23 protein-coding genes are annotated in these 23382 nt (G+C 63.1%); 12 read left to right on the top strand and 11 right to left on the bottom strand.

The genetic code is table 11. The features are described 5' to 3' along the window. Positions 1-128: 128 nt before the first annotated feature. Complete coding sequence (locus CH283_RS26030) at positions 129-671, top strand: hypothetical protein (protein ID WP_068046569.1); 543 nt, start codon at positions 129-131, stop codon at positions 669-671. Positions 672-704: 33 nt separating this feature from the next. Here CH283_RS26030 and CH283_RS26025 read toward each other — a convergent pair whose 3' ends face one another. From CH283_RS26025 to CH283_RS26015, 3 genes are read right to left on the bottom strand one after another with little or no spacing between them, the layout of a single operon-like run. Continuing rightward, entirely contained in the window at positions 705-2309 is a 1605-nt protein-coding gene (locus tag CH283_RS26025; RefSeq protein ID WP_094639712.1) for a carboxylesterase/lipase family protein, read from the bottom strand. Next, a complete protein-coding gene (locus CH283_RS26020) occupies positions 2306-2896 on the bottom strand; it encodes a TetR/AcrR family transcriptional regulator (RefSeq protein ID WP_068046563.1) in 591 nt (196 codons plus the stop codon). Before CH283_RS26020 ends, CH283_RS26025 begins: the two co-directional genes overlap by 4 nt. A 41-nt stretch (positions 2897-2937) precedes the next feature. Then, positions 2938-3324 (bottom strand): hypothetical protein, encoded by a 387-nt coding sequence (locus tag CH283_RS26015; protein WP_094639711.1) that lies wholly within the window; start codon positions 3322-3324, stop codon positions 2938-2940. A 59-nt stretch (positions 3325-3383) separates the two neighbouring features. Here CH283_RS26015 and CH283_RS26010 point away from each other — a divergent pair, with 59 nt between their 5' ends. After that, positions 3384-3965: a dihydrofolate reductase family protein gene (locus tag CH283_RS26010; RefSeq protein ID WP_306437450.1), complete on the top strand. Its 582-nt coding sequence runs from the start codon at positions 3384-3386 to the stop codon at positions 3963-3965. Between the two features lie 43 nt (positions 3966-4008). Here CH283_RS26010 and CH283_RS26005 read toward each other — a convergent pair whose 3' ends face one another. Then, positions 4009-4557, bottom strand: a complete 549-nt coding sequence (locus tag CH283_RS26005) for a dihydrofolate reductase family protein (RefSeq protein ID WP_094639826.1) — start codon at positions 4555-4557, stop codon at positions 4009-4011. A gap of 119 nt (positions 4558-4676) precedes the next feature. Here CH283_RS26005 and CH283_RS29100 point away from each other — a divergent pair, with 119 nt between their 5' ends. Next, positions 4677-5504 carry a VOC family protein gene (locus CH283_RS29100; protein WP_369597674.1) on the top strand — a complete coding sequence of 276 codons (828 nt, stop codon included), beginning with the start codon at positions 4677-4679 and terminating at the stop codon, positions 5502-5504. Beyond that, positions 5501-5929 carry a hypothetical protein gene (locus CH283_RS25995; RefSeq protein ID WP_094639709.1) on the top strand — a complete coding sequence of 143 codons (429 nt, stop codon included), beginning with the start codon at positions 5501-5503 and terminating at the stop codon, positions 5927-5929. The genes CH283_RS29100 and CH283_RS25995 overlap by 4 nt, the downstream gene beginning before the upstream one ends. A 34-nt stretch (positions 5930-5963) precedes the next feature. Here CH283_RS25995 and CH283_RS25990 read toward each other — a convergent pair whose 3' ends face one another. Beyond that, positions 5964-6605 (bottom strand): TetR/AcrR family transcriptional regulator, encoded by a 642-nt coding sequence (locus CH283_RS25990; protein ID WP_217901141.1) that lies wholly within the window; start codon positions 6603-6605, stop codon positions 5964-5966. A gap of 75 nt (positions 6606-6680) precedes the next feature. Here CH283_RS25990 and CH283_RS25985 point away from each other — a divergent pair, with 75 nt between their 5' ends. Together CH283_RS25985 and CH283_RS25980 are read left to right on the top strand one after the other, a co-directional pair. Continuing rightward, positions 6681-7322 carry a hypothetical protein gene (locus CH283_RS25985; protein ID WP_094639708.1) on the top strand — a complete coding sequence of 214 codons (642 nt, stop codon included), beginning with the start codon at positions 6681-6683 and terminating at the stop codon, positions 7320-7322. A 22-nt stretch (positions 7323-7344) separates the two neighbouring features. Further along, a complete protein-coding gene (locus tag CH283_RS25980; protein WP_255183347.1) occupies positions 7345-8934 on the top strand; it encodes an alpha/beta hydrolase in 1590 nt (529 codons plus the stop codon). Positions 8935-9856: 922 nt separating this feature from the next. Here the strand turns inward: CH283_RS25980 and CH283_RS25975 are convergent. The 4 genes from CH283_RS25975 to CH283_RS25960 are packed head-to-tail and all read right to left on the bottom strand — an operon-like array spanning position 9857 to position 13371. After that, the gene (locus CH283_RS25975; RefSeq protein WP_255183346.1) at positions 9857-10234 is read right to left on the bottom strand and encodes a PaaI family thioesterase; all 378 of its coding nucleotides are present in this window, start codon (positions 10232-10234) and stop codon (positions 9857-9859) included. 49 nt (positions 10235-10283) lie between these two features. Next, the gene (locus CH283_RS25970) at positions 10284-11066 is read right to left on the bottom strand and encodes a citryl-CoA lyase (RefSeq protein ID WP_094639707.1); all 783 of its coding nucleotides are present in this window, start codon (positions 11064-11066) and stop codon (positions 10284-10286) included. Positions 11067-11082: 16 nt separating this feature from the next. Next, positions 11083-12717, bottom strand: a complete 1635-nt coding sequence (locus tag CH283_RS25965; RefSeq protein ID WP_094639706.1) for an AMP-binding protein — start codon at positions 12715-12717, stop codon at positions 11083-11085. Positions 12718-12759: 42 nt separating this feature from the next. After that, positions 12760-13371: a TetR family transcriptional regulator gene (locus tag CH283_RS25960; RefSeq protein WP_176460569.1), complete on the bottom strand. Its 612-nt coding sequence runs from the start codon at positions 13369-13371 to the stop codon at positions 12760-12762. 239 nt (positions 13372-13610) lie between these two features. Here CH283_RS25960 and CH283_RS25955 point away from each other — a divergent pair, with 239 nt between their 5' ends. The 6 genes from CH283_RS25955 to tcuA are packed head-to-tail and all read left to right on the top strand — an operon-like array spanning position 13611 to position 20944. Beyond that, a complete protein-coding gene (locus CH283_RS25955) occupies positions 13611-14492 on the top strand; it encodes a MaoC family dehydratase (RefSeq protein WP_094639704.1) in 882 nt (293 codons plus the stop codon). After that, on the top strand, positions 14489-15364 hold the full coding sequence (locus CH283_RS25950) for an alpha/beta fold hydrolase (RefSeq protein WP_094639703.1): 876 nt from the start codon (positions 14489-14491) through the stop codon (positions 15362-15364). The genes CH283_RS25955 and CH283_RS25950 overlap by 4 nt, the downstream gene beginning before the upstream one ends. A 2-nt stretch (positions 15365-15366) precedes the next feature. Continuing rightward, on the top strand, positions 15367-16746 hold the full coding sequence (locus CH283_RS25945) for an MFS transporter (RefSeq protein ID WP_094639702.1): 1380 nt from the start codon (positions 15367-15369) through the stop codon (positions 16744-16746). After that, on the top strand, positions 16743-18233 hold the full coding sequence (locus CH283_RS25940) for an aldehyde dehydrogenase (protein ID WP_094639701.1): 1491 nt from the start codon (positions 16743-16745) through the stop codon (positions 18231-18233). Before CH283_RS25945 ends, CH283_RS25940 begins: the two co-directional genes overlap by 4 nt. Positions 18234-18255: 22 nt before the next feature. Beyond that, positions 18256-19425: a zinc-binding dehydrogenase gene (locus CH283_RS25935; RefSeq protein ID WP_094639700.1), complete on the top strand. Its 1170-nt coding sequence runs from the start codon at positions 18256-18258 to the stop codon at positions 19423-19425. A gap of 28 nt (positions 19426-19453) precedes the next feature. Then, positions 19454-20944: an FAD-dependent tricarballylate dehydrogenase TcuA gene (gene tcuA, locus CH283_RS25930; protein WP_255183345.1), complete on the top strand. Its 1491-nt coding sequence runs from the start codon at positions 19454-19456 to the stop codon at positions 20942-20944. 179 nt (positions 20945-21123) lie between these two features. Here tcuA and CH283_RS25925 read toward each other — a convergent pair whose 3' ends face one another. After that, the gene (locus CH283_RS25925; RefSeq protein ID WP_094639698.1) at positions 21124-21975 is read right to left on the bottom strand and encodes a cupin domain-containing protein; all 852 of its coding nucleotides are present in this window, start codon (positions 21973-21975) and stop codon (positions 21124-21126) included. A 90-nt stretch (positions 21976-22065) separates the two neighbouring features. Further along, on the bottom strand, positions 22066-23352 hold the full coding sequence (locus CH283_RS25920; RefSeq protein WP_094639697.1) for an SLC13 family permease: 1287 nt from the start codon (positions 23350-23352) through the stop codon (positions 22066-22068). Positions 23353-23382 lie beyond the last annotated feature (30 nt).

Genomic DNA, 23382 nt, shown 5'->3' with positions numbered 1-23382 from the left:
CGATTCCTGAACGGTCTGGCCCCGAATTGCTGTCGATGGGGTGGTGGAGCAGCCGACGAACTGGCCGCTACCTGCCCGAGTCACGATGGCTGCGATGAGTTCGGCGCCCACCCGAGGTCTCACCGAGTATGGACAACATCGAAACGAAGATCATTGCCCGCACCGGCCGCGGCACCGCCAGCGAAAAGGAAAGCGACGGAGCCGCAGTCTGGTCGGACATTGCAGCGACACTGCGATCCGGAGAGATGACGAGTTGGCTCAACGTCCGTGGTCGTCGAGGCGGTGTCCACACTCGGCCGGTATTCGCGGCGTGGGGCGAGACGTCGTTCTTCTTCGCCACCAAAGCATCAGCGTCGAAAACTGCCCACCTGCAGAACGACAACGAGGTTTCGTTGGCCATCGACCTCGGCGAGGTGCATCTCGTCGTCGACGGTGTTGCCGAACGCCTCACAACGGCGGACGACATGCACCGAGCCTCCGCAGCCATGTTCGACGTCTTCGATTGGCCCACCGAGGTTCGAGGCGACGAACTCGACGCACCGTACGCGGCACCGACGTCCGGTGGGCCACCCTTCCAAGCCTGGGAGCTGCGTCCCACCCGCGCTTACGCATTTCCGACCCGAGACCAGGTCGAGCCGACGAGGTTCGTGTTTCGGGCGGCTGATCGTTGATTCGATGACGCCGAACGATGTACGGCTCGTGCGTCACTCTGGGGTGATCGCGTCCCAGAGTCCGCAGTGGTGCTCCGCGCGATGATCGACGAGGTGCACGCCTGACCCGGTGACCGGATTGTCGAACTGCATGACCGGGGTTTCGATACCGGTGGTGACAGGCCATTCGGCATCGTCGGCCCCACCGGGATTACCGGTGTGGGCGAACGCGGCCCACGCGACCACCATGTCGTCACCGAGCTCGCGTTGTCCGGGTTCGGTGAGCAGACCTTCGCTGCCGAGATCGAACAGGTACGGCAGGTCGGTGGCGTGCGCCGCCCCCTGGGGCACACCCGATGACCCCACGCCGCTCACGTCGTGCGCGCTGCGATCTGCGAATTCGTAGCTGTACACCGGTGTTCCGGCCGCAGCGAGATCGCGTGCACCGCGAGATGTCGTGCAGGCCCACGCCACATCGGTCACCACCGTGGCCCACGCAACGGGAGCCGACTCGTAGTCATCAAGCGGATACGTCGCGCTCACCGCTCCCACGTCGGCCGGGAAGGAGCTTCGAATCAACGACTCGTAATTCTCCGCGGTCACCGCGGTCGGGTCGGTGAGCAAGAGTCCGCCGATGAACGAGCGATGTTCGTCGCGATTGCCGCCGGACAGGACAGGAACCTTCAGCCAATTCCCCTGCTGGACTGCTGTCGACGGTTGCTGCGGAAGCAGTTCGGTCCCGTACGCGATCGGGTTACCGAACAACACGGCTTGCCCCAGTAGGGCATCGACGGGTCGTGCGCGTAAGCACCCCAGCGGGTCGGGGTCGGTACACCCCAGCGCAGCAGCAGCCACCGAACCCTGAGCTTCGCTGTCGGACAACGAAATCAGAGACGACGACGCAGGCAGACCGGGGAACAGCGTGCCGGCGGGCCACGCGAGGCTGCACGAGCCGGAGGAGAAAATGGCCCTGTCGACGAGGCCTACCGCAGCCGGTGATGTCAGCGCGGCGCAGACGGACGTTCCACCGGCCGATTCACCGAACACAGTAATCGAGTCGGGGTCGCCGCCGAACACCTCGGCGTTGTCGTTGGCCCAACGCAGAGCAGCCAATTGGTCTGCGAGACCGAAGTTTCCGGACCCGTCGAGTCCGGGCAGTCCCAGGTAACCGAGCATCCCGAGCCGGTAGTTCGCGGTCACCACGACGACGTCACCCTGATCGGCGAGCCGCTGAGCGTCGTACTGCGAGCCGGCTCCACTGGTGAAACCGCCGCCGTGCCACCACACCATCACCGGGCGCGCTGTCTCGCTCGCTCGGGCGGGCACGGTGACGTTCAGGAACAGGCAATCCTCGTCTGTCGACGAGACGGCCTGCGCAGTCTCTCCCGTTTGTGGACACGGTGACCCCGCGCGGGTGGCATCGAGGACGTCATCGGTATCGGGAACCGGTTCGGGACGGGTCCACCGGCGGTCACCGGTCGGCGGCTGCGCGTACCGAACGCCGAGGAACTGGTGTGTCTCGCCCACGGCGACCCCCTGCAGAGTTCCCGTCGTGGTGTCCACCACCAGATCCGATCCGGTCGCCGCGTCATTGTCCACCGACGAACAGCCAGTGGCGACCAGAACCGTCGCCGCGACGATCGCCAGTACACGCCTCATGACATCACCCGCGTGGCTGCGTCGATGGTGCTGACCAGCTCGTCGGCAAGCACAACCGGGTCGGCTCCCGCTGCGGTCAACCCGACCGCGGTGTCCAGGATGGCGCGGATGGTCAGCGCCATGAGTGTCACGTCGAACTCGCGCATCTGGCCGGCGACCTGACCGTCCCGGAGCAGGCCGGCGGTCGCCATCATTTCGGCTGCATGCTCAGGACGCTCCTCCCGCCGCAGGCTGTCCCCGGTGCGGCTGGTGTAGATCGCGGTGAGGGCCCGGAGGTGACGCGGGTAGTGGGCGTAAAACGCAATGCTCCCCCGAACGAACGACGCCACGCTGTCGCGGGGCGACTGCGCCGACAGCGTGTCCGGCTGCACTTCCCGGCGGCCGAGGTCGTAAACGGCGTCCACAGCTGCCTCGAACAACTCGCGACGTCCCCCGGGAAAGTGGTAGTTCACCACCCCTCGGCTGACACCCGCGCATTCGGCTATCCGGACCAGGGATGCCTGTTCGGCACCCAGGTCGGCCAGAACATCGATCGCAGCATCGACGAGTTGAGCCCGTCGTGCCGATTGGAGGAACGTGTGGTCCATGACGCTAATTTAGCATGCCCTTTCAAATTCTGACACCTATGTCAGATGTTAGATGCAGACTCCGGAATGCGACGCCATGGAGCATCGGGTGTGACCACGAGGGAGTCACCGATGACGAACGAATCGGTCGAGGTGACGATTCGGGCGATCTCGTGGTCGCGATCGTTCGCCGTGTCGTCTGCGGCCACAGCGCTCCAGCTGTGCCAGTTCTCGCTGAACCACCGACTGCCGTAGACGAGGGTGCCGGCCCGGCGCAACAGCTCGAGATTGTGGTCGTTGAACGCGTCCTCGAACGGCATGCTGGACAAATCTTGATCGACGCCTTGGCATTTGCCATCGATAGACGTCAGGACGGACACGACGAGTGTGCGCAGGTTCGGATGCCACCAGCGTTGTGTCGTCGGTGGAATCTTTCTGTGCGATGACATTCTCCTGCCGATGTGGTCGGTACATCGAAAGAAGGTTCGCTACGACGAAGAGGTGCGTGATGGTCGGTTACACGGCAGATATTTTCTCGACGCTCGACGGATTCGCTTCTCCACGACCAGGCACGTGGGGTGGCTACTGGGGTAAGGAGAGCGACGCTTGGCTCACTCATCGCCGCACGCAATTCGCCGAGCCCCAGCGAATGGTGTTGGGAGCCAACACCTACCGGCTGTTTCTCGATTTTCGCCGGTCACTCGGGTCGGATCCAGAGATCGACAAGGCCGGAGATGTCTGGGTAGATCGCATGATGGCGATGCCGACGTCCGTCATATCGTCCACTCTGCAGACCGACCGCACGTCCACCGTCATCGCTACCGGGTCCGCGACCGACGTCGTCTCTCGGTTGAAGACCGAGTCGACGTTGCCGCTGCGATCGCGCGGCAGCATTTCGCTGAATCGAGCACTGATGGCAGCAGGCCTGGTCGATCGTCTGCAGCTGACGATCTTCCCCGTCATCACCGGCACCAACGGAACCCATCCGATCTATCGCGACGGCCCGGACTTCGACTTGGACATGATCGACAGTCGAACCTTCGACGGTGGCATTCAGGAGTTGGTGTACCGCCCTGTCCCGCACACCTAGCCCGAGCAACAGGCTCGTCGACGGAGTCGCGTTCGACCACCCGTCACCGGTCGACCGCGTAACGCATCAAGGACGATCCGGACCGAAACGCTCGGCACTCCAGCAGGCGCAGTTTCTGCGACGGGGTGCCGTCGAAGAGTCGTTCGCCGTGTCCGCGCGCGTACGGATACTGGAAGAACCTGTACTCGTCGACGAGGTCGGCCGCGATCAGATCCCGACACAATCCGATGCTCCCCGTGCAGACGATGTCGCCGCCGTCCAACGCCTTGACCCGCGTGACCTCCTCGATCAGATCTCCCGACAGCACAGTCGAATTCGCCCACCCAGGGTCCTTCATGGTCGAGGACACGACGTACTTCGCGACGCGATTCAAATGCTGAGTCACTCCCGTCGTGTCATCGGTTTTCGGCCCCCAGAAGTCACGCATGCCCTCGAATGTCACCCGCCCCACCAAGAAGCCGTCCGACGCATCGCGTTGCGCGGCCAGCGCCGCGTCGAGTTCGGGGTCGAGCCCTGCTCGGTTGAACCAGTCGTCGGTCGCCTCGATCACGCCGTCGACCGTGATGTTCTGCGTGACAACCAAAGTGCGCATCATCGGAAAATACCACCGCGTCCATCCACTTCTCGTTCGACCTGCGCGATGAGTTTTCGGACTTCGTTCGGTCAGAACCCGTAGCAAGGTTCTCCATCCACCGATGCGAAGGATTCGGTATGCAGATAATTCATACTCTGCCAGTGTTATTCGTCGACGATCACGACACCGCGATCGACTGGTACACCAAGCTGTTCGGCCGCACCTTCGACCGACGGCCGATGGACCCCGACGCCGAATGGGACCTCGGCGACGGGCGCGGAGTACAGATCTACCACGACCCCACACGGTCAGGCGGGCACGATGTCGTCCTCGGAGTCCGGGACCTCGACGACACGCTGTCCGACATCGGCTCTCGCGGCATCGACGCCGAGGCAATCACAGTGCCCTCGGGGCAGTTCAAGCTCGCGGTACTCACCGACCCTGCCGGCAACAACGTGATCCTGTCCCAATCACTGACCGACACAAAGCCCCCGATCGAGCGATTCATCAGTACCCGCACCATCGACGCGGCGGCGTCGGACATCTTCTCGTTCCTGGCCAACCCCGACAATCACCAACACACCGAACCGACCGACTGGGTCCGCGACGCTGTCGACACGTCCCCGATCAGCGGCCCGGGCCACACGTTCGCGGTCAACATGTTCCTCGAGGCGGCCGGTGGACACTACGTGATGCACAACCTCGTCACAGCGTTCGAACGCGACCGCATCATCGCGTGGCTGCCATGTTCGCAGAGCAGCGAAGGGGAACTCCACGCAGGCGGATGGTGGTGGCGATACGACGTGGAATCTCACGACAACGGAACTCGGGTGACCCTTACCTACGATTGGAGCGACACATCCGCAGCAGTGCGAGAGGAGATCGGCGGGATGCCGGCAGTTCCGATGAGCTTCCTCGACGACTCGCTGGCATCACTGGACACCGCGATCCGCACCGGAAAATGAGCGTTTCACTGGCCACCTTGGATCCCGTTCTGGGCCGGTGGCGAACATCGGGCACCGTCGTGGACAGACACGGGAATGTCGAAAGTGAGATCGAGGGAACGGATTCCTACACCGCGCTGCCGGGCGGACAGTGGATTACACACGACGTCGACGTCACGATCGGTGGCCACCGCACCCTTGCCCACGAACTGATCGGCGGTGCACACCCCGACGGGGGCTGGCGCATGTACGCATTCGACGACGCCTACGAGCCCGGGCTCATGCGACTGTCGTTGCACGACAACGACCTTCTCCTCCTGGAGGGCAACGGTATTCGCAGCTGGTTCCACTTCCGAGCCGGGACCCGCCACATGACAACTCGATGGGAACAATTCGACGGCGACGGCTGGACGACGTGGATGTCGATGCGATTCGACAGGATGTGACACCGGGCAATCGAACTCGAGCTCATTGTCGACGTCAGTCCGAGCCGCCCGCCGGCATTGGTGCAGCGGTGTGGAAAAGCAGCGAAATGGTGTGTTGCAGAACGTCCGTTTCCGAGCGGATTCGAGCAGCGTCGGCCGGGAGGGCTCGTGCTACGGACAGGCCGTCGAGTACCACGTTGAGATAGGCGGCTCGCTGGGCGTTGTCGCCCGGCGGCAGGGCACCTTCTTCTTCGAGAACGTCCAGCCAGTGTTCGATGTGCCGGAGTCCGGCCGCACTGAGAGCGTTGTACGTGTCGATGGCATCAGCGTTGAGCTCCGAGCTGAGGTAGGTGCCGAACGTCCGCCGCCATGTATCTCGGGCTTGCTCACCGGTGCCGGTGGCCGACAACACCTGCTGCATACACGCCAACAGTCGCCCCTCGGCAGGCACAGTGGTGTCTTCGATGTCATTTTTGTTCGCCACTAGCCCGGTGATTCCCGCGGCGACTTCGTCCATCAACGCTCGCTGTGTGGGGAAGAAATGACGCAGTGATCCGGTGCTGACACCTGCTCGTGCGGCGACCGCTCGGACGCTGAGCCGGGTTCCCGGATCCTCGGACACCATTGTCGCGGCTGCGATCAGAATCCGATCTCTGGTGCTGGGTTCGCTTTCGCGAGTCTCCACATTGTCCGACACCCCCCAACCCTAATACAGCGTGATACCTTCAAGTCTACTATCACGCTGTACTAATTGAGATCGAGGATCGCGCAGATGGGAATCAAACAGTGGTGCTACCGCCGCATTCGCGCCGGAGCCGGTGAGCCGCTCCGCCGCTACCGCTGGTGGCAGATGTTCGGCAGATCGCTGCGGTCGATCACGCTCACCGCACCCGACGGCACGACGTCGGTCTACGCAGTCGATGTGCGGCACATGGGCGACGCGAAGGACGGTGAGGTGCGCGCCCGCCTCTACGTCGACGGCGCACAGCAGTCGTACGCAAAAATGCCGACCCGCTTCCCCGTCCCCGGTGGGCACATCGAGGTCGCGGCTACCGGATTCGGGCTCAAGCGCTGCCATTACGTGCGTGAGGACGGCACCGAACAGCAGCTGTCTCCCGATCCCGCTTCCGCAGAGGGACGCCGAGCTCGGCTGCACCACCGGCACCCCGGTCCCAGTCGCGTCATCGGTCTCATCTCGATCCTGCTCGTCATCGGCGGCCTCTGCGTGGAGGTGCCGCAGATCATCGCATCCCTCTCTCTCATCCCCCCCATCGCCGACTCGATCGGAACATTCACCTCACCCATCCGACTGCCGCTCCACGTCAACCTGCTCATCGGATTCGCCGCCGTCATCGGGAGCACTGAACGAGCTCTACGAATGCGATCGAGCTGGATAGACGAACTCGCCAGCTGAACCCCACGAAGGGAAAACCACCATGCCTCAGACGATTCCGACCGCTATCCGACGGAAGGACGAGCAACGACGATGGCCGAAGCCGGTGATGGCGGCGGCGGCCGCTGCCTCAGTGCTGCTGCTCGCCGGATGCTCCGGTGCACCACCGAGTGATGACGACAGCGCGAACGGGGTTGGCCTCGAACGGTTCATGGAGCAGGAGCTCGCGTTCGGGGCGTGCGATGCCAGCGTCGTGGACTCCCAGCCGCCCGTTCCCCAAGTGGTCGAGGCGGCAGAGAATGCAGAGTGCGCGATGCTCACTGTCCCGATGGATTACGAGGATCTCGACGGTGAAACCGTCGAGATAGCCGTGTCCCGCATCTCCGCCACCGGCGACAACCCGATCGGCTCTGTCCTGCTGAACCCAGGCGGTCCCGGAGCGGCGGGGACGACGCTCGCCCCGCTGGTGAATGCCCTGTGGACGGGAGGCCCCATCCCCGAACGCTTCGATATCGTCGGCTTCGATCCGCGTGGAGTCGGTCTGAGCAATCCGGCAATCGACTGCTACTCCGATGAGGAGCGCGATGCCGACGCACCCCTGTCGGCTCTCGGCACGTGGACCGAAGAATCCGCGCGCGCCATTGTCGACAAATGCGCCGACGGCTCCGGAAACGAAGAGGTACTCGCCCACCTCGGGACACGGGATGTCGCTCGCGACATGGATGTACTCCGCTCCGCGCTCGGCGATGACAAGCTCACCTATGCAGGAGTCAGCTACGGCACTCGACTCGGTTCGGTGTACGCCGAGATGTTCCCCGAGAACGTTCGTGCGCTCGTTCTCGACGGCGCGGTGGATCCGCTCATGGACACCGCGGATCGCAGGATCCAGCTCAGTGAAGGAGTTCAGGCTTCGTTCCAGCGATTCGCCGACTTCTGCATGACGCAGGCCGCGTGCCCGCTCGGAACCGACCCGGCGCAGGCGACCGCCGCAGCGCAAGAGCTCCTCCAACCTCTCGAGGAGGAGCCGCTGGTGGCCGCCGACGGACGAGAGGTCGGCTTCCTCTCCGCTGGTGAAGGCATTGTCTCCGGCCTGTACTCCGAAGCCAGCTGGCCCGCCATCATCGCGGGGCTGACGGAGCTCGAAGCCGGACGACCCGACGCTCTCCTCGCGATTCGCGACGGGTACTACGGCCGGTCCGACAGTGGGGAGTACACCAATTCGTTCGAGGCGCTCTTCGCCATAAACTGCCTCGACGAGCAACGGTTCACCGAAGAAGAGATGACCCAGCTCGGCCACGATCTCAACGAGGCAGTGCCGTTCCTCGACCCCGGATCCACTCCCCCTGCGCAGGACGGGTGCGAGTTCTGGCCGGTCGAGCCAACACTCGGATACCCCTATGCCACCGACATCGATGGGCTTCCCGAAGTGCTCGTGATCTCGGCCACCGGGGACCCCGTGACGCCTCATGAGGGCGGCATCAGCCTGGCCGACACCCTCGGTGCGCGGTTGCTCACGGTCGACGGCAACCAACACGGGACGATCATCTCCGCCAACGCCTGTGTCGACGGAGCGATCGCCGACTACCTGATAGATCTCGAACTACCGGATGAAGGTGCACGCTGCACCATCTGACCCTGCTGAGCCATCGAGCGGGCTCCGATCCGCTCGATGGCTCAGCCGTCCCGGCAATCAATCGCGAACTGCCGCAATCGCATCGGCGTGGAATACCGCACGCCTCGGCTGCGCGTCATGGATCATTCTCGCTGGGTTCGTGCTTACCGTGGCGGGAACAGTTGCAAATTCTTCGATGAGTGGAGATGAGAGGCCGCGGGTGTCGAGCAGGTTGAACAGGTCAGCCAGGTCCAGTTGTGACAGCCTCGTGACACCGAGCCACACGCGAAGAAAACGGTCCGCCAGGAAACTAGGCCCGAGCTTTACGAATACTAAGTTTTTACGATGGAAAGTGTCAAGAATACGCGGATCTGAAATCCGCTGTCTCGGTTGTCCACTCAGATCCGTGGGAAGCCACCGAAGTCCACGCAACCACCCGAAAGCACTGTCCTGGTCCAGAAATCTGGATCCATATGGAGCCTGGTGCCCCCAGTCGGACTCGAACTGACACTTGACGGATTCCAAGTCCCTGGAAATGGATTCACCCGAACTGAACTGAACGCGATATCTGTTTATTTCCAAGCTTTTTCGTGCACAGACGTCCAGAAAAGTCCATGTCCGAACGTACCGACATGCGACACTCTCGCGACACCGAGCTACCGCCCGCACTCCGGTACCGGACAGTCGTGATCAGCCCCGGACGGCTACGGTTCCTCCATCGTCGATGAGGCAGTAGTCCATGACGTGGAGCGGATCGACGATGTAGCGAGAATTGTGATCGGCCTCGCGAGTGAGACGCGTTCGCATAACGACATTTTCATTGAGCGAAGCGTGATTCCGAAATGTCATTGCAATCGTTTCGAGCAAGGCCGGGAGCCGACTCACTTCTGCAGCGCCGTGCGCTTGGTAGATCGATATAACGAGCAAAATATTTCGCTCGTGGTCAAGGCTGCTGACGTGCCAGTGTGAAGATGCCCGAGGCGCGGGCAACGACAGTCGAGCCGACGGTGAGATCGGTACGCAAGAATTGCAGTGATCTGGTGCCCGGTGCCAGTGCTGGTCGGGCAACGACGACGTCTCCGACCCTGGCGGTCGCGATGAACTGCATGTCCAATTGGACTGTGACACCGACGACCACGCCGCCCAAGCTCTGGGCACCGACCACGAGAGCTCTGTCGGCGAATGTCATCAGCAGTCCTCCGTGTACCACTCCGATGCGGTTGCGGTGCTTGTCCTGGCAGTGCACGGCAATCTCCGCGCCGTCCGCGGTCACCCTGGAGTAGAACGGGCCGATCAGTCCGACGAAGCCGACATCGTCCACCGTCCATGCCGGGTCCGTGAGTGGCGGGACGACTCCTCGTTGCGGGTGCTCACTGTCGGTGATCGGTCGACCTCGCTTCGGCCCAGTTCCACACGGGTTTGGCGAGGGGTTGTTCTCGATCCTCGAGGATGTGCCCCACCAATCCGATGGCACGCGCCATGACACCGAGACCGCGTGCGATGTTCCACGGGACGCCGAGCGTGCTCGAGATCGAGCCGATCGCTCCGGTTGCGTTGATGGGCAACACCTTTCCTGTGGCGTCCTCGGCCCGCGCCCGAATGGCTCGGTAGAGTCGCTCGTTCGCATTGTCGAATCCCTGTTCGCGGGCGATCTCGAACAGGCGCTCTGCACGCGGATCGTTGGGCTTGTGAACGGGGTGGCCGAGACCGGGGATGCTGATCCGGTTTTCTCTCGCATCGTCCACGATGGTCTGTGCGTGCCGTTGCAGAAGATTCTCGTCGTGCTGCCAGCCGTCGTCCGGCAGGGATTGACAAATCTTTGCCGAACCTTCGATCGTGCCGACGAACGTATCGCCCAGCCCGAGTAGCCCGGCAGCGACCGCTCCTTGTAACGACTCCGGCGCACCGAGGGCGGTCAACCGCGAGACGAGAGCGCTCGGCGTGAGACCGTGCTCCACCAGTGCGACGACCAACGCGTTGAACACAATCGATTCTCGTGCATCGGGGAGAGTTTTGAACAGGGAGAGATACGCGATGTCGCCGAGATTGACGGTCCCCAGAATGTCGTTCGGGAGATCGTAGCCGTGAACTACCACCTTGTCCGGTGTTGCCCAGGCAATGTCGGAACGGATCGGATGAGGAGTCGTGCTCATGAGATGTGGGTCCTAGTCAGTTGACGGGTGCAGGAATATCCAGAAGCCACGCAGCTTGCGCGCGTAGCTTGTCCTTACGAATCTTGTCGCCATTGGCGCTTGCAGTCGTCGGGAAGTTGTCGATGATGCGAATCTTGTTCGGTATCTTGAAACTTGCGAGGTTGGCCTTGCAATGCGCCAGCAGCTCACTCTCGGTTGCCTCCATACCTTCGTGGAGCCGGACGAACGCGACGGCGAGATCGTCACCCGACCGATGATCGCGGACACCGACGACCTGAGCTATGGCGGTGGCGGGATACCGCGTGAGGGTCGATTCGATGTCGGCCGGATTGACCAGGTAGCCCTTGAGCCGCATGGAATCACCCAAGCGCGAACGGTATTCGAATGACTTTCCGTCGGGACGAACCGATCCGAGGTCGCCGGTTCTGAACCAGCCGTCGGATGTCCAGGCTTTCGCGGTTGCGTCCGGGTTGGCCAGGTACTCCACGAACAGTGTGTCGCCGGTGAACTGCAGTTCGCCCCATTCTCCCGCTCCGAGCACCACCGACGGATCCTCCACAGATACCGTGCGAACCTGCATGGACCTGTCCACCAGTGTGCCACCGGGTCTCGTACGGGATGTCTCGTCGTCAGCGGGCGAACACTTTCCCGCGAAGGCAAACAGTTCGGAGGAGCCGTAGACGTTGGACGCGGTGATCCCGAGCGTCGCGGACGCTTCGACGATATCCGAAATCGCCGTTCCGGCAGTGACGATGCAGGTGAGAGTTCTCGGTTCGAGGGCACGGAAGGTCTGTTCTGCCAGCAGATCTCGCAGCGGCCCTTCTGCACTGACGAGATAGGAAACGCCGTGTTCGGCGATCGCGCTGACTATTCGCTTCTGGTCGAACGCGGGAAGCAGTACGGCAGTGCTCCCGGCGGCGATGCCTGCCATGAACGGAACGAATCCGAACGTCCCGTTGAGAGCCAGCACGTTGAGCTGGACCGTATCGGGGCTCAGCTTCTCGCGCTCGGCGACCGCTGGTGCGTGCAATGCGACAGTCGAGTGGGTGTGTACCGCGAGTTTCGGTGCGGAGGTGGTGCCGGACGTGCCGAACACGATCAACGGATCGGAGGAACGAGCCGCGGATTCCACCGAATCCTTAGGGGCCGGCAAGGATTCGATCCCGACAGATCGGACGTTACTCGGCAACGGACCGACGACGCCTCCGCCGATCGTGACGAACCATTGGAGTGCGAGCTCGCCGGGGCTTGCCGAGTGGAGAGTCCACACTTCGTCGAGCCGGGTCCCGAAGTCGATTCCCTCGAAAGTCGGAGCCGTGATCAGAACACGGGACTTGCTGGTGCGAAGCAAATGATAGATCTCGTTCGCGCGGTAGCGGGTGTTCAACGGCACGATCAATGCGCCGAGCTTGGCTGCCGCGAAGAAGATGGTCGGCCAGTGGTGACAGTTCGGGAGAAACAGCGCAACGGCATCACCGCGACCGATTCCCAGGCCGGCAAGTCCGCCTGCCATGGTGTCTGCGGCATCGAGCAGGCCCGAGTACGTGATCACCAGCCCTCCGCCGAGTTCCGAATCATCGATCACAGCAGGCGAATCCGGCCACTGTTCTGCGGATCGGACCAACAGGTCGTAGACGGTGAAGTCGGTCATCGTGACACTCCTCAATGTGTGCGCAGTAGCCTGCGCGCTTCTTCAGTCCTGTTCGACCAGTCGGGCTGCGTACCGGGCGAATTGTTCGGATATCTGGTCGCGTGACATCGGCCCGTCCGGGCGGTACCACTCCGCGATTCCTGCGCACATCGTGAGCAGGTTCCGCGACACGTCGTCGGGATACGGGGTTTTGAACTCCCCGAGTCGAATTCCCTCATGGACGATGTTCTCGAATATCGACTGGAGCCGGTCACGAGCGATGACGAGTCGCTTGCGATCGTCCTCGTCGAGATATCGCAGTTCCGTGTGTGCCACAAGAGCTTCCAACGGATGGTCGACGATGTAGTTGACGTATGCGCGGGTTGCCATCTCCAACTTGTCCGTCGGCGAGTCACCTGCTGCGGAGACCGCCCACTCCGTTTCGGTCAGATGGTTGTAGTTCGCTGTCTTGAGCAGCTCGACCAGCAGATGCGACTTCGACGCGGAGTGGTTGTAGAGATTGGACAAGCTCATCCCCGATCTCGTGGCGATGTCCCGCATGGACGCACCGTGGAAGCCGAGTTCGGCGAACGCTTGCAACGCGCTGGCGAACACGATCTCTCGTGAGGCCAGCGCTTGCTTCTGACGCTTGGGATGTGAAGAACGTTCGTTCATGTCGAAATGATGCCGTGCAGCGATACCCATGTCAAGCATGGGCGGGATTCTGGCTTCAACTGGCGATTCTCCTTTGCAAGTTTTGCGTCTTGACGGAAACGACGTGACCCAGCTAACGTTCTCAACGAACGAACGTTCACCACAGTGTCTCGGCACGAGATGGACGACTGGATGTTCGGTTCGACCTTCCCGACGGGCCCCGTTCACTCCCGGGCCATCGACGAAACGGAAACAATGACGTGACTACCTCGACATCCGGTCGACCTCCCGGTACCGGATCGATGCATCTGGAGGACTTCCACCTCGGCATGAGCTTCCGCAGCGACGCCTGGACCGCAGGCGTGGACGACCTCCGCGCCTTCGGTGAGGTCTCCGGCGACATGCATCCCATGCACCACGACCCCGAGTACGCGGCATCTACCGAATACGGCACCCTCGTCGCCCAGGGCCCGTACGGCCTGGCCAGGTACTTTGGGACCCTCCACGACAGCGGCATGTTCGCCGACACGATCATCGGACTCCTCGACACGAAATGGCGATACTCCCTCGCCGTCGTGCCCGATGTGAAGATGCACTACTGCACGACCGTCACCTCGGTCCGGCGAACCAGTGCCGGCGACCGCGGCGTGATCAACCGTCACATCGAGCTACTGGACGAGAACAATCGAGTCCTGCAGTGGGGTACGAGCGCCGCACTGGTGCGGGCGCGCGGCACCGAACCTGCGAGCTCCGAACTCGTCTCGCACCCCATCGGCATCGACTGGGGACGCGAACTGGCCGAGGGCCTGGCATCGGACGACCGATTCGCCGCCAGCACAGCGCTGTTCGATGGATCCATCGGACTGGCGAACGAGAACACCGAGCTCCAGCTGCGGATCTATCGCGGACGAATTCTGGAAGTGACGCGGAGAACGCCCACCGGGCCGACCTTCACGTTGCACGGTTCCGAGTACGCGTGGAGCAATCTGCTGACCGGTGCACGCAACGACTTCGTCGTCCGGACCCATCGTGGCGAATTCTCCACCAGTGGAAACGGTTTCGCCTACCTTCAGATGACGAAGACAGTGCAACTCATCGTCGAGGCGGCCCGTGAGATGACCTCGAAAGGACTCCGCCCATGACGACCCTGTCCACGTCCGAGCCCGGCACCCCGACCGACTCCGCGTCGATCGTCGGCACCGCACGGTATCTGACACTGCACGGCCGACTCGCCTTCGTCGAAACCTACGGTGACGGTCATCCGGTTCTGTGCATCCATTCCGCAGGACAGAGTGGTGTCCAATGGCGCACGGTCGTCGGTGAACTCGCGGAGCTGGGGTACAAGGCCGTGGTGGTCGACCTTCCCGGTCACGGACGATCGGAAATGCTCGACACGGGGCCCGTTACCGAGCTCGAGACCTACTCGCAGTGGTGCATCGAGATCATCGATCGCCTGTCCCTCGACATGCCCTTCGTGGTCGGCTGTTCGATCGGCGGAAAGATCACCCTCGACATCGCAAGCCGTATCCCGTCACGGCTGTCGGGCGTCGTCGCGATGGCCGCCGACGCGAAGAACGACGGTCAGAATGCCGCCGGACTGACCCGCGCCCTCGAAGATTCCGTGTCTCCCAGTCGATCCGACCGCACCTACTACGGAACGATCGCCGCATGTGGGGTGGCCGTGCCCGCGGACCGCACGGAGATCATCGCACGCATGCATCGGCGCGAGGATCCGCTCGTGTCCAACAGTGACCTCATCGGTTGGGCTCGACACGATCTCCGCAGTCGACTCACCGACATCACCTGTCCCTGTCGCGTCGTCGTCGGTGCCGACGACTTCTGGATGGACCCCGAATCGGCACGGTGGACCGCCGAGAACATCCCCGGCGGCACCTTCACACTTCTCGACGGCATCGGCCATTACCCGATGGAAGAAATCCACAACTTCGCCTCTCTGCTCGACGGGTGGCTTCGTAGCCCCGATCGAGCACCACATTCACCTCGGAAGGCTTGACCATGAACCCTGCAATTGACGACCGGGCCGACTCGGCGGAAGTCCGCGGCCGGCGCGCGACGCGTGGTGCCGCAATCGGCTTCGCGATCGACTGCTACGATATCTATCTGCCCGTCATCGCGCTGGCACCAGCACTCCACTTCTTCATGGCCCAGGATGTGTCCGCGGGCACGATCGCATTGATCAACGGCCTGGTGTTCGCCGCCACGCTTCTCGGACGGCCGCTGGGTGCCTTCATCTTCGGCAACATCGCCGATACCGCCGGCCGACGCAAAGCGACTCTGATCGCGATGTACGGCAGCGCCGTGGGTACCTTGCTGCTCGCGTTCGTTCCCGGATACGCGACGATAGGACTCGCCTCGATAGGCACGCTGATCGTGCTGAGATTCGTCACCGGCATCTTCCTCGGAGGTCAGTACACCGGGGCCGTACCACTGGCGATGGAGAGCAGCCCGATCGCCAAGCGTGGCCTGTACGGCGGGTTGATCACGATGGGATTCCCGATCGCGTTCTGCATCGTCTCCCTGTTCACCTACGTGTTGCTGACCGCGACCGGTGGCGCAGGCAACGGTGACGGCACGTCCGTCTACGAGGTGTGGGCATGGCGTATCCCCGTTGTCATCGGTGCGGTCGTGACATTCGCGTTCGCTGTCTACTACGGACGTACGGTCCAGGAATCCCCGGCATTCCTCACCGCGGATGCTCGGACCCCGGCAGTGAAGAAGGAAAACCCCGCCAAGCAACTGTTGCGCGGATCGTCGGCGAAAAGCCTGCGTCAGGTCCTCGTGCTGATGTCCGGAGTCTGGATTCTGTCCAACGCCACGTCCGCGTCGTTCCCGATCACCCTGCGCAGCCTCGACGGCATATCACCGCAACGCGGTACCGCGATCATCGTCGTCGCCCAGCTGTTCCTCATCGCCGCGTACCCCTTGGCAGGTGCCTTGAGCCAGCGCATCGGACGCCGAATCTTCCTCGCGTGGTGCGGTGGCGTCGGAGCCGTCGTCGCGCCGATGTTCTATCTCGCCATCGTCTCGGGTGTCGCAACCTCGTTCATCGGACTCGCAGCCCTGACCACCGGGCTCGTTCTGACCTCGATCTGCTGCTTCGGATGCACGGCCGCGTACATCTCGGAGCGATTCCGCACCGAACTGCGAGCGACCGGATACGGCATCGGCTACAGCTTCGCCATCATCATTCCTGCCTTCTACGCTTTCTACGAGCGTGGTCTCGCAACGTTCATGGATCCCGACCACACGACAGTCGTGCTGTACGTGATCGGTGGACTGCTGCTTCTGGTCGGAGCTCTGTGGGGCCCGGAGACGAAGAACGTCGACCTCTCCCCGGATGCGGCCACGAACAAAGTCGCGGAGGACGTGAAATGACCTCGACCACAACGATTGCCGATTACCCACACCTGTTCGTCGGAGGGCAATGGACAGCCCCCAGCGCAGGCCTGAGCATCGATTCGGTCGATCCTGCCACCGAGGACGTCTGGGCACGGGTACCGCGAGCGACGGAGCCCGATGTCGACCGCGCGGTCGATGCCGCCCGAGCCGCGCTGCACGGCCCGTGGTCCAGGCTCACCGCAACCCAACGGGGACGCCTGATCTACATCCTGGCCGATCTGCTCGAACGGGACGCCGAGCGCCTCGGGCGAATCGAGACCATGGACAACGGAAAACCACTGCGCGACACGGTCGGTGAAGTCAAGCGGTCGGTCGAGTGGCTCCGCTACTACGCCGGTGCAGCGGACAAGGTCGAGGGCACGGTGGTGCCGTACAAGCACGACGCCCATGCGTACACGCGCGTCGAGCCCGTCGGTGTCGTCGCCGCAATCACGCCGTGGAATTCCCCGATCAGTCTGTACTCGTGGAAGCTCGGGCCTGCGCTCGCGATGGGTAACACCGTGGTGCTCAAGCCATCCGAACTGACATCGGTGTCGGCACTGGAGTTCGCACAGCTGTTCTCCGAGGCAGGCTTTCCCGACGGCGTCCTCAACATCGTCCCGGGTTACGGGCACGATGCGGGTGCCCACCTCGTCGCCCATCCGGGCGTGGACAAGGTGTCGTTCACCGGCAGCTACCCCACCGCGCAGGCCATCATGCGCGCGGCCTCGAACGGACTCAAACGCGTCTCCTTCGAGTGCGGTGGAAAATCGCCGCACATCGTGTTTCCCGATTCCGATATCGACCGAGCGGTGTCGGTGGCCACGCACAGCGCATTTCGGTCCACCGGTCAATCGTGTTCGCTGGGCTCGAGACTGTTCCTGCACCGCGACATCTATGCGGACTTCCTCGACGCCCTGGTCCGGCGCACCGAGCGTATTCGCGTGGGCATGCCGCTGGATCCGAGCACGCATATCGGTCCGCACACATCGGCCGAGCAGCTGGCGAAGACCGAGCACTACCTGGATGCGGGCCGCCGAGAGGGAGGACGGGTCGTCACCGGCGGAGGCCGGCCGAGCGGCTTCGACCGGGGATACTTCGTGCAACCCACCATCTTCGACGGTCTGGACAACAGCTCCACTCTGGCCAGCGAGGAAGTGTTCGGGCCGGTGTTGACGGTCATCCCGTTCGAGACCGAGGACGAGGTGATCTCGTTGGCCAACGACACCAGCTACGGGCTCGTGGCCGGGTTGTGGACCAAGGACATCTCGAGGGCGCACCGCGTCGCAGCTCAGCTGCAAGCGGGGTTGGTGTCGGTCAACACCTTTCGCCCCGTGCACTGGACCCTGCCGTACGGCGGATACAAATCGAGCGGCCTCGGTCGCGAGAACGGTCTGGCGGTTCTGCGGGAGTACTGCGAGATCAAGAGTGTCGTGATCGATTTCTCGGCGGACGAGCCCGCCGACCCATTCGCCGACGCGTGATCGACCACCGGAAAGGACGAACATGACCACCACTGCACAACCGGTCCCGGGCTCGCCGAGCCTCGACAGCATGCGAGTGAGCAAGGCGGCCGTCTTCCGCGGCGTGGACGACGGACTGAGCTTCGAGGACGTCTACGTCACCGAACCCACCTCACGAGAAGTGCTGATAGACGTTGCCGCATGCGGAGCGTGTCACAGCGACGTACACAAGCTCGAGGGCCACGGCACCGTCCCGGCACCGAACATCTTCGGTCACGAACTGGCCGGCACGGTCGTTGCCGTCGGATCGGACGTCACGCACGTTCGCCCCGGTGACCGCGTCGCCTGCACTTTTCTCGTGCCGTGCGGTCGGTGCGGCGCGTGCTTGTCCGGCGCCGAGGACAATTGTGGGCCGTTCCGATCGATGATGCAGGCCCGCGGGTTGCGATACGACGGAACGCACCGCTACTACGACCACGACGGACACCCCCTGCGTGCCTCCGGGGTCGGCGGACTCGTCGGGCTGGTCGCGTTGCCGGAGGGCGCGGTGTTCCCTCTGCCGTCCGGTTGGCCGGACGGCATCCCGCTGACCGATGTCGCGGTCCTCGGCTGCGCTGCACTGACCGCGTACGGTGCGGTCAACCGGGCGGCGCGACTGCACACGGGTGCCAACGTCGTCGTACTGGCCGCGGGCGGCGTCGGGCTGTGCACGATCGCGCTGGCGAAACATGCTGGAGCACAAACCATCACCGCCACCGACATGCGCGACGACGCCCTCGTGGCTGCAGAACGGTTCGGTGCCACCGCAACAGTCCGCGCAGACGATCCCGAATTCGCCGCTCGAGTCGCCGCCGCCGCGGGTGACGCGCCGATCGACATCGTCTTCGACACGATCGGCACACCCCGCACGATCTCGCAAGCCCTCGATATCGTCGGCATCGGCGGCAAGGTCGTCGTATCGGGCCTTGCAGGCACATCGGGACCGGGACAGATCGAGAATCTGAATCGGTTCGTACGCAACAAGATCACCCTCGTCGGCTCGTACGCGGCACTGCCCGGTGAGGACATGCCCGCGCTCCTCGAGGCCGTGCGAGACGGGGCACTCGTCCCCTCCGAGCTCATTTCGGCGCGCTTCCCGTTCGAGGATGCCGCGGCGGCGTACTCCGCCGTCGCGTCCGGGCAGGTCATCGGACGAGCTCTCATCGAGTACTGATCGCATCATCGACATATCAGGAGTTCCATTGAGTACCAGCACGTCCACAGGTCAGATCCTGCGTGCCGACGTCATCGTCGTCGGTGGCGGAAACGCAGGATTCACCGCAGCCCACGCAGCACGCGAACGCGGCCGAAGCGTCGTGCTTCTGGAGAAAGCGAACGAACACGAAGCGGGCGGCAACAGCTATTACACCGCGGGTGCCACGCGCATCGCTCACGCCGGCCTGGCCGACATCGCGGACATCGTCGATGCCGACGAGCGCCACGCCGCCACCGAGGTGCCGCCCTACTCGGCCGAGGAATATGCAGCAGATCTGGTCAAGGTCACCGGCGGCAGAAACGACCCCGAGTTGACGCGAGTGTTGGTGCAGGAGAGCCAGAACACGCTCCGGTGGCTCAAACAACGCGGACTCAAGTACCGGTTGATGTACGAGCGGCAGGCATACGAGCGTCCCGACGGCAGCTACCTGTTCTGGGGCGGGCTGCACGTGGGGAACACCGGCGGCGGTGAAGGATTGATCGCCGACCACACCAGGGTCGCGCTCGAAGAAGGAGTCGACATTCGTTACGGGTACGGCGTCGAGTCGTTGATAGTCGAGTCCGATGTCGTTGTCGGCGTGCGGTTCTCCACCGACGACGGGCAGACGGGTGAAGCGCGCGGCGAGACGGTCGTGCTCGCAGCGGGCGGTTTCGAGTCCAGCCCGGAACTGCGTGAGAAGTACTTGGGCACCGGCTGGGGCAATGCCAAGGTTCGCGGCACCCCGTTCAACACCGGACTCGCCCTGGAGGCGGCGCTCGCCATCGGTGCAGGCAAGGGCGGGGACTGGAACACCTGCCACAGTGTTGCGTGGGACGCCCTGACGGCGAACAACGAGAGCAACCGCGAGCTGACCAACCGGCTGACGCGGCAGTCGTATCCACTGGGAATCGTCGTGAACAATCGGGGAACACGTTTTCTCGACGAGGGTGCTGATTTCCGCAACTACACCTACGCCAAGTACGGCCGCGAAATTCTCGCTCAACCGGATTCGATTGCGTACCAGGTCTTCGACACCGAACTCCGGCCGCTGCTACGCACCGAGGAATACGACATGCCTGGCATCTCGGTGTTCGAGGCTCCCACCATCGAGGAACTGGCCGACCGGATGGGCGTGGACCGCGAGACTTTCGCGAAGACGATCGCCGAGTTCAACGCATCGATCGACCGTTCGATCACGCTCGATCCGACCATCAAGGACGGCAGGAAGGCCGACGTCCAACCGCCCAAGAGCAATTGGGCGTCCCCCATCGAGACCGGCCCCTTCTATGCCTACCCGGTGACCTGTGGCATCACGTTCACGTTCGGTGGACTGTCCGCCGACACGGAGGGCCGCGTCCGTACCGAAGACGGAACGGTGATTCCCGGTCTGCTCGTGTGCGGCGAAATGCTCGGAGGACTGTTCAGTGGCAACTATCCCGGTGGATCCGGACTCGCCGCCGGATCTGTGTTCGGGCGGAGGGCCGGAAGCATCGCCTGATCCGTCACGTCGAGGGATCCCCTCGGACGTCTGCCCCATCGACTCCACATCTCGAGTCGACGGGGCACATCCGTCTTCACACCACTCCCAGTGCCACACAGGCATCGATCCGTTGCCTCGCTGATACTGCTCTCGATAACACTGTGCCCGTGAAGTTTTCTTCACGGGCGCAATGTTCTCTAATCGAGATAGACGGTTTTCGAGGAATCGTAGGCGGGGGCGTCGAAACTGACGAACATCGCCGGTTCGCTTCCGTCCACGAAGTACTTGTGGGCCAGACCTGCCGGAATCGACACGTAGCTGCCGACACTCAGTGTCCGCTCCTCGTTCGGCGTCACTACGCGCGCTTTGCCGGACAACAGAACGAGCGAGTGGTCCGCGTCCGGATGCAAGTGACTTCTCAGCTCCGAGCGCATTTCCACCAGGTTGACCCGAAGTTCGTCGCTCTTGGCCAGTGTCCACCCTCGGTCGCTCGGATCGTCCCAACCTGGGACATCGAACACGATGTCGGCCAATGCCCGCACACGCGGCGATGAGTCTGCACCATCCCGTCCCATCGACGGTGCCGCCGAGAAGTCGATTCGAGGAACCTCGAACCCGACCAGGATTGGAGCGTCGACACCGATCGGAGCCAGCGAGTATTCGATTCCGGTCGGGATCTGGATGAAGCCACCGTGTCCGATCGTGGAGCTCCCGTCGGCCAGAGTCACCTCGACTGCGCCCTCGAGAACCACGTGCATTCGCGTCGCAGCGTGCACGGATTTCGTTGTTGCCGAATCGATACGCACCAAGGAGCTTCGTGAGGTCGCCGTCTCGTGCATTGCCCAGATGGACTGTCCAGCCACTTTTTCGGTCGGCTCTTGCCCGACGAGTACGTCCTTCTCGACCAGGAGCAGAGAGGGGTTGGATTTCGCCGACTCGGCATCACTCGCCGATGTGGCGGCGGTGTCCTGGGCTGAACACCCGAACAGCGCCAGGGCAACGACGGGAAGACTGGCAGAGATGAGGAACTCGCGTCGAGAAACTGTCATGGCATGCTCATTTCGGGGTGTGAAGGCTGTTCGCGGTACACGGTTCGGTCCATCGCGCAAGGGTCGAGGTAGCGGCGCGCCGATTCCCGATCAAGCCCAGCCGGGAAGGATGACGAGTCCCCACAACGCGACCGGTGCGACAACCACCACGATGCCCCCGTGAACGAGCAATCGGCGCAGCACGCGACTCCTCACTTCGGACGTCGAATTGGCGACTACAACAGCACCGTTGGCCGAGAACGGGCTGACGTCGACGATGGTGCTCGCGACGACTATCGACCCGATCAGACCGATCGGCCCCAGGCTGGAGCCGGCGAGCAACGGCAGCGAGAGCGGTACGAGTGCTGCGATGACGCCACTCGACGTTGCGAAAGCCGAGACGATCGCGCCGATGAAGCACAGCAGCAGGGTTGCCAATGCGACATTGTCGAGAGCCCCGACCGACTCGCCGATCGAATCGACCGTTCCGATGGTGCCGAGTAGGCCGACGTAGGTGAGGACACCGCTCACCAACAGGACTACCGACCACGGGATCGCCTTGATGGCGACCTCCTGACGCTCCGGCCATCGCAGTCCAAGGACCACGGCGAGGGTAATTCCGAGAAGACCGACGTCGAGGCTCAAAGCGATTGCGCCCGAGACCATCACGGTGATCGCCAGGAGCGTGCATCTGATTTCCGGATCTGCGCGGATCGCAGCAGTGGCCGTGATGACGTCTCCATGCGCCCGGGTGCCGGATCCATCGACTCCAGGCTCATCCGTCTCGGTGAATGACGGCTTCTCCAACATCGATCGTCGCCCGAGAACCGCCGTGACACCGACAGCGGCGATGGCGTTCGCGACGAATCCGAGAGCAAAGATCAACAGCGGTTCGGACGGCAGACCGTTCTGCTCGAGAATGCCGTCGACGAGCACACCGTATACGCTGATCGGCGAGAGTGAGCCGGCCATGCATCCGTGAATCACCATGAGCCCCATATAAGTTTGGGAAATTCGATGCTTCGCCGCGAACGCCAGGGCCACCGGTGCCACGATCGGCACGGCCACTACCGCTCCGATGCCGGAGACGAACGCGGTGACCAAGAACATCACCGTCGGAATGAGCACGACCTTTCCTCGGACGGCTCTCACTGCGACGGCGATCATGTATTCCACTGTCCCGTTCGCGCTGGCGACATTGAACAGGTACGTCACCCCTATCAGGGTGACGACGAGGCTGACCGGAAATCCGGAAAGGATGTCGGCGGTCGGCAGGCCGACGATGAGCGCGCCGACAACGAATGTGCCTGCGAAAGCCAGCGCGCCCAGATTCAGCGGGCGAGTCATCGTGAGAACGAATGCGATGACCAGCACAACGATCGAAATGATATGCAGCATTGGTGTTCCTGTTCGTGGATGGAAACGAAG

This window comes from Rhodococcus sp. 05-2254-2, from assembly GCF_002259095.1.
Classification (GTDB): Bacteria; Actinomycetota; Actinomycetes; order Mycobacteriales; family Mycobacteriaceae; genus Rhodococcoides.
This window is presented reverse-complemented; position numbering and strand designations above follow the sequence as displayed.